The 7,725-nt window shown below is 47.5% G+C and carries 3 protein-coding genes and 2 rRNA genes (1 of these 5 cut by a window edge); 4 read left to right on the top strand and 1 reads right to left on the bottom strand.

Going from position 1 to position 7,725, the window contains the following annotated elements; all coding sequences use genetic code 11:
- From ACEN8J_RS10465 to ACEN8J_RS10450, 4 genes are all read left to right on the top strand, one after another.
- Positions 1–2,736 (top strand): 23S ribosomal RNA (locus ACEN8J_RS10465); it begins 213 nt to the left of the window's first position.
- Positions 2,737–2,887: 151 nt separating this feature from the next.
- Positions 2,888–3,004: ribosomal RNA gene (gene rrf / locus ACEN8J_RS10460) — 5S ribosomal RNA — on the top strand.
- A gap of 279 nt (positions 3,005–3,283) precedes the next feature.
- Positions 3,284–4,135: an alpha/beta fold hydrolase gene (locus ACEN8J_RS10455; RefSeq protein ID WP_495594474.1), complete on the top strand. Its 852-nt coding sequence runs from the start codon at positions 3,284–3,286 to the stop codon at positions 4,133–4,135.
- A 272-nt stretch (positions 4,136–4,407) separates the two neighbouring features.
- On the top strand, positions 4,408–5,130 hold the full coding sequence (locus ACEN8J_RS10450; RefSeq protein WP_495594473.1) for a YjjG family noncanonical pyrimidine nucleotidase: 723 nt from the start codon (positions 4,408–4,410) through the stop codon (positions 5,128–5,130).
- 297 nt (positions 5,131–5,427) lie between these two features.
- On the opposite strand, the gene ACEN8J_RS10445 is transcribed toward ACEN8J_RS10450, so the two are convergent.
- Positions 5,428–7,704, bottom strand: a complete 2,277-nt coding sequence (locus ACEN8J_RS10445; protein ID WP_495594472.1) for an alpha-galactosidase — start codon at positions 7,702–7,704, stop codon at positions 5,428–5,430.
- Positions 7,705–7,725: the final 21 nt, after the last annotated feature.

The following is a 7,725-nucleotide window of genomic DNA, read 5'->3' as shown; positions in this document are numbered from 1 at the left end:
CTGAGGAAGAGAAAACAATAGTGATTCCGTCAGTAGCGGCGAGCGAACGCGGATTAGCCCAAACCAAGGAGCTTGCTCCTTGGGGTTGTGGGACGTCTCACATGGAGTTACAAAGGAACCGGTTAGATGAAGAGGTCTGGAAAGGCCCGCCAAAGAAGGTAAAAGCCCTGTAGTTCAAAACTTGTTCTCTTCGAGACGGATCCCGAGTAGTGCGGGGCACGTGAAACCCCGTATGAATCCGGCAGGACCATCTGCCAAGGCTAAATACTCCCTGGCGACCGATAGTGAAGCAGTACCGTGAGGGAAAGGTGAAAAGCACCCCGGAAGGGGAGTGAAATAGATCCTGAAACCGTGTGCTTACAAGAAGTCAGAGCCCTATGATATTTTCCTTTGGAAAAATCACGGGTGATGGCGTGCCTTTTGTAGAATGAACCGGCGAGTTACGTTCCCGTGCAAGGTTAAGGTGAAGAGCTGAAGCCGCAGCGAAAGCGAGTCTGAATAGGGCGATTTGAGTACGTGGACGTAGACCCGAAACCGGGTGATCTACCCCTGTCCAGGGTGAAGGTGCGGTAACACGCACTGGAGGCCCGAACCCACGCATGTTGAAAAATGCGGGGATGAGGTGGGGGTAGCGGAGAAATTCCAATCGAACCCGGAGATAGCTGGTTCTCCCCGAAATAGCTTTAGGGCTAGCCTCGGAAAAAAGAATCGTGGAGGTAGAGCACTGATTGGGTGCGGGGCCCGCAAGGGTTACCAAGCTCAGTCAAACTCCGAATGCCATAGATTTAGTTCCGGGAGTCAGACAGTGAGTGCTAAGATCCATTGTCGAAAGGGAAACAGCCCAGACCATCAGCTAAGGTCCCCAAGTGTGTGTTAAGTGGGAAAGGATGTGGAGTTGCACAGACAACCAGGATGTTGGCTTAGAAGCAGCCACCATTGAAAGAGTGCGTAATAGCTCACTGGTCGAGTGACTCTGCGCCGAAAATGTAACGGGGCTAAACACACCACCGAAGCTATGGCTTGATGCTTTGCATCAGGGGTAGGGGAGCGTTGAATGCGGGTTGAAGGTGTACCGTAAGGAGCGCTGGACTGCATTCAAGTGAGAATGCCGGTATGAGTAACGAAAAGATCTGTGAGAATCAGATCCGCCGAAAGCCTAAGGGTTCCTGAGGAAGGTTCGTCCGCTCAGGGTAAGTCGGGACCTAAGGCGAGGCCGATAGGCGTAGTCGAAGGACAACAGGTCGAAATTCCTGTACCACCGTAATCCGTTATGAGCGATGGGGTGACGTAGTAGGGTAGTGACGCGGACGGATGGATGTCCGTCTAAGCAGTGAGGCTGATGTGTAGGCAAATCCGCACATCGTAAGGCTGGGCTGTGATGGGGAGCGAAAATTATAGTAGCGAAGGTCATGATCTCAGACTGCCAAGAAAAGCCTCTAGCCAGGAGAAGGTGCCCGTACCGCAAACCGACACAGGTAGGCGAGAAGAGAATTCTAAGGCGCGCGGAAGAACTCTCGTTAAGGAACTCGGCAAAATGACCCCGTAACTTCGGGAGAAGGGGTGCCTCGGTAGGGTGAATAGCCCGAGGGGGCCGCAGTGAAAAGGCCCAAGCGACTGTTTAGCAAAAACACAGGTCTGTGCGAAGCCGCAAGGCGAAGTATACGGGCTGACGCCTGCCCGGTGCTGGAAGGTTAAGGGGAGTGGTAAGCTCGCAAGAGCGAAGCTATGAACCGAAGCCCCAGTAAACGGCGGCCGTAACTATAACGGTCCTAAGGTAGCGAAATTCCTTGTCAGGTAAATTCTGACCCGCACGAATGGCGTAACGACTTGGGCGCTGTCTCAACGAGAGATCCGGTGAAATTTTAATACCTGTGAAGATGCAGGTTACCCGCGACAAGACGGAAAGACCCCATGGAGCTTTACTGCAGCTTGATATTGAATTTGGGTACGATCTGTACAGGATAGGTGGGAGCCGTCGAACTTTGAGCGCCAGCTTGAAGGGAGGCATCCTTGGGATACCACCCTGATCGTATCTAGGTTCTAACTTGGTACCGTAAACCGGTACGAGGACAGTGTCAGGTGGGCAGTTTGACTGGGGCGGTCGCCTCCTAAAGAGTAACGGAGGCGCCCCAAGGTTCCCTCAGAATGGTTGGAAATCATTCGAAGAGTGCAAAGGCAGAAGGGAGCTTGACTGCGAGACCTACAAGTCGAGCAGGGACGAAAGTCGGGCTTAGTGATCCGGTGGTACCGCATGGAAGGGCCATCGCTCAACGGATAAAAGCTACCCTGGGGATAACAGGCTTATCTCCCCCAAGAGTCCACATCGACGGGGAGGTTTGGCACCTCGATGTCGGCTCATCGCATCCTGGGGCTGAAGTAGGTCCCAAGGGTTGGGCTGTTCGCCCATTAAAGCGGTACGCGAGCTGGGTTCAGAACGTCGTGAGACAGTTCGGTCCCTATCTGTCGTGGGCGTAGGAAATTTGAGAGGAGCTGTCCTTAGTACGAGAGGACCGGGATGGACGTACCGCTGGTGTACCAGTTGTTCCGCCAGGAGCACCGCTGGGTAGCTATGTACGGAAGGGATAAGCGCTGAAAGCATCTAAGCGTGAAGCCCCCCTCAAGATGAGATTTCCCAATTAGTAAGACCCCTTGAAGACGACGAGGTAGATAGGTTGGGGGTGGAAGTGCAGTAATGCATGGAGCTGACCAATACTAATCGGTCGAGGGCTTATCCTAAAATAAAACGCAAATGAGTTTCGGATCCAGTTTTCAGGGTGTAACCTTGAAGGTATGTATAAGTGACATACGACAAGCGCATGGCTATTCATTCACACGATATGTGGTGAACCGAATAACCTTACGGAAGAATTTGCATAGCAAATTCATGTTTGGTGGCGATAGCGGAGGGGTTCCACACGTACCCATCCCGAACACGACCGTTAAGCCCTCCAGCGCCGATGGTACTTGGACCGCAGGGTCCTGGGAGAGTAGGACGTCGCCAAGCACGATAAAAGTATGACCTCTATATAAAAAACCGCGATAATCGCGGTTTTTTTGTTTCCAAAAAGATGTGTTTGTCAAAAATCTTGTATGAATGCCATAAGTCAAGACAAGTAAGACAAAAGTAAACCCGTTTTGTTTTTGAAAAAACCATGTTAAACTTTTCTCATAAAAATAAATGTACTTTCTGAGGTGAGTTGAAGTGTTGGAACGTTCTATGGAGAATACAAGGGAATTACACAAAGGAAAGGGAGTGATTTGAAAAAAGAAAAGGTGATTATAAATGAGCACTTATCAAACAGTTATTAGTGATGGATTTGAGCTGAAATATGCTATAAGAGGTAACGGAAGGCCGATATTGGTGATCGGCAGCAGTGTATATTATCCTCGTTTATTTTCAGACCATTTATATAAAAAGTTTCAGTTTATGTTTCTGGATCATCGAGGGTTTGCAAAACCGACTCGAGCTTTAAAACCAGAAGACTATACTTTGGATAAAGTTATTAATGATATAGAAACAGCAAGACAATGCCTTCATCTAAATGAATTTATCATATTAGGACATTCCGGGCATGCCTTTATGGCTTTGGAATATGCTAAACAATACCCGGATTATGTTCAAAAAGTGGTGCTATTAAATTCAGCACCTACGAACAGCCAAGAAAGACAGCGGCAAAGCTCTTCATTCTTTTATGAAACGGCCAGCCCAGAAAGAAAGGAACGTTTTGAAAAGGACATTGTTTTATTAGAGGAAGATATCAAAAGAGACCCAGATAGAAGATTTGTTCACATGTGTATACGAATGGGAGCCCAAACCTTTTATGATTATGCTTACGATGCGGCTTATATGTGGAAGGATGTATACACGAATATGCCTATCATTGATTATTTATGGGGAGAAGCTTTCGGTAACATGAATTTAATACAATCCTTGGCGGATATCCATAAACCTGTATATATTGGTTTGGGAAGGTATGATTTTTTGGTTGCGCCAGTTTCTTTATGGGATAGGGTCGATGACACCTACGAAAACGTGAAAAAAGTGATTTTTGAATATAGTGGGCATAACCCAATGTTTGAAGAACCTCATTGTTTTGATCAAACATTAGCCGAATGGATGAATGAAGATCACTAGGATTTTTGCTAAATCATCTCTTAGATGCTCAGAAGCCCGTAAAATGAGAATCACCTTAATTTTACGGGCATTCTTATTGAGCGTTATTTACCTTTTGCACCGATGACAAAATACTATGACTTTGTTATTAGTGACTTGACGGTTTAACTAGGTTCTGTATAATAACCGAAAGGTAATAATGTATTGTTAGTTTTTCGTTGTACTACTATCAGAAACAATCTAAGACTCATGGAACTGAACAATAGTCGTAAAGCAATGATATGGAGGTCGTTATGAAATACGAAATTATTTTATTTGATGTCGATGACACGCTGTTTGATTTTAAAAAGGCAGAGAGTTATGCGCTACATAATACGTTTACCCAATTTGGCTTGCCACAAGGGGCCACGGAGTATAAAGCTAGTTATGATGAAATCAACAGCGTATTGTGGCGAGAGGCAGAGGAAGGACATATTACCTCAGTGCAACTGCGTGTGGAGCGGTTTAAGCGATTATTTACTTTTCATGATCTAGACTTTAATCCAGATGCTTTTAGTGCTGCATATTTACGTTATTTGGGTGAAGGTGCTTTTTTAATGGACGGAGCGGTTGAATTATGTGATATGCTGTCTGATTGTCGCTTGGCGATCATTACGAATGGAATCAAAGAGGTGCAAACCTCCAGAATTCAGCTTTCACCGCTGCGTGATGTATTTGAACAGATAATTATTTCAGAGGAAGTGGGTTGCCAAAAGCCACAAGCTGGTATTTTCGATTACGCATTTACTAAGCTAGACATTTCAGATAAGAGTAAGGTTCTCATGGTTGGTGATTCTTTGACCTCCGATATTCAAGGAGGCAACAAATACGGAATTGATACCTGTTGGTTCAACCCTGCTGGGAAAACAAACGCGTCTGGCATTCAACCTACTTATGAAATAAAAAGCCTGATGGAGTTATCGAATCGTGTGCTTTCAAAGCGTCCCATCCTGAATCGTACATCGGCGGAAATCTAGATGAATGAGAAATTGGAAATCAGGATGAATAATGTCGAAATCAGAAGACGGAAGTTAAAGACACCGAAAAGTTGAATGAATTGTTTAGAGTTGTGATTACAGACACGTTCACTTAAGAAGGCATTGGTCATATGCTGGAAGATATAGAGGACGAAATTGAGACTAAGCGAGCGTATTTGGTAAGTGACATGGAGAGTCACGGTTAGCAACACGGGCACCAAAGTGATTAAACAAGGCAGGCCGGAAAATCGGTCTGCCTTGTTTTGATTTTTTTATCGTCACTGGCCAGATTCACAATTAGCAGGAAATAGCTTTAAGGCGGAAAGTAGAGCTGGTGAAGTCTCCAGAGAGATCCGAGACAACAAGCCCAATTTTCATTAGGCGGTCGCCTCCAAAAATTTCGCCATCAAACGCTACGCGGAAGGGGGAACCGCCATCTTCCACTAAGGTATTACCCGTATGGACTGCAGTGCTGCCTGTCGCCCCGTGTTCGATTATATACTTTTTATCTGGGCCAAGTCCTTTTAGAGTTAGTCGCCGGATGGGCCCATTTGGTTCAGCAAGTACGCGGAAGTAAGCGACAAACGCTTCGGATTGGTCCTCGCTAACAAACATCCAGGCCGTGTCGCCTCGGCCTTCAAACGGACTAAGAAGTCGATACATATCTCCCTGCTGTACAAGGGAACGGATTTCTTTATACTGGGCAATTTGTTTGGCAGCGAGTTCTTTTTCTTCATTCGTAAATGCAGTAAGGTCAAGTTCGTAGCCAAAATTCCCGCTCATTGCCACGTCGCCACGTATGGCGAGGGAGGTGTTTCGTCCCACCTGGTGGTTCGGCACGTTCGATACATGTGCGCCCATGGTACTGGCCGGGTACACGATGCTTGTTCCATACTGGATAGCCAATCTTTCAATGGCATCGGTATCATCACTGGTCCATGTCTGCGGCATATAGTAGAGCATTCCGGGATCAAATCGCCCACCGCCTCCAGAACAGCTTTCGAACAAGATGTCCGGGAACTGGGAGGTCAGACGTTCCAACAGATCGTAAAGTCCGAGCATATAACGGTGCGCAGTTTCCTTTTGTCGTTCGCTAGGGGCTGTAGCCGAAGCAATCTCCGTCATGTTACGGTTCATGTCCCACTTGACATAAGTGATTGGAGCGATCGAAAATACGGAGCTAAGCGTCTCGTACAAGTAGTCGCATACTTCCTTGCGGGAGAGATCGAGCACCAGTTGGGATCGGCCTTCCGTCCGCCGCCGACCTTCCGCATGCAGGCACCAGTCGGGATGGTTGCGGTACAGTTCACTATCAGGTGATACCATTTCCGGCTCAACCCACAAACCAAACTGTAATCCTTGTTCATTAACCCGTTTGGCCAGGTCAGTAAGACCGCCGGGCAACTTGTGGCGGTCTTCGAACCAGTCCCCAAGCGAACTGTTGTCGTTGTCTCGCTTACCAAACCAACCGTCATCAAGAACAAACAGCTCAATTCCAAGAGGCCCCGCTTCTTTGGCAATCGCCTCGATTTTATCGGCGTCGAAGTCGAAATATGTGGCTTCCCAATTGTTCACGAGAATCGGACGTTCTTTGTCACGGTAAGCCCCTCGGCACAGACGTGTGCGATAGAGTCGGTGATAGGTGCGCGACATGCCCCCAAGACCTTCTTCGGAAAAGACCAATACGGCTTCAGGAGTCTGGAATGACTGACCCGGCTCAAGCCGCCAGGAGAAGTCAAAGGGATTGATTCCGATACTTACACGAGTCTGATTGAACTGCTCTACTTCTGCCTGTGCGACGAAGTTGCTGCTGTAGATTAGACTGAAACCGTACACATCCCCACGATCTTCAGTCACATCAGGCCGAAGCAGTGCCAGAAAGGGATTCATTTGGTGACTGCTGGAGCCCCGTCTACTCTCGAGCCGAATGGAGCCAGGTCCGAGGTCGCGGCGTTGGATATGTCTTTCCCGAACCCAGGCTCCAGGTAAGTAGAGGGCTTGGTAGTTGGAATCGGCGAAGTCGACAGAGGCGCTCATGGCGTGTTCAATATTCATGGTAGCGCTTCCCTTTTGTTCAAAAAGAGTAGATCTAGCAATGGCACTGTGGTCCGCAAATACAGTATAGAGCAGTGTAGTCTTAAGCCCCGAGTATTGATCCTCAAGGATCATATAGAGGGTTGTGGCTTCATCATCCGATTCGGCATAGACGGAAGGAAGTCCCTCGAGCTTGGGTTTACCTGGTTCAATACGGTAACCACTATATTTTAGCTCAGTAGTTCGAGTACCGTCCGCAAGTGCAACCTGGTAAGCCGGTTGACGAAAGTCGCTTGTTCCATACTGGGGGTATTCCTGAGGAAGCGTGTCCAAAGAAATTATACGACTGGAAGAAACGGGAGTGGGAGAGAAGGAGCAACGCTCCCTAAGTTCCAATATACTTGCGAGACTTTGGTCATGATGAAGTTGAGCTCCCCAATAGACATGTGCGGGATATCCTTCTACAAGCTGGATAATATAGCTGCAATCCTTGGACTGCAAATGAAACAAACCAAGCGCTTCGTTAACATGAATGTTCATGATATTCACTCCTCAGGGGTT

Source organism: Paenibacillus sp. Paensp38 (assembly GCF_059491915.1).
This window is presented reverse-complemented; position numbering and strand designations above follow the sequence as displayed.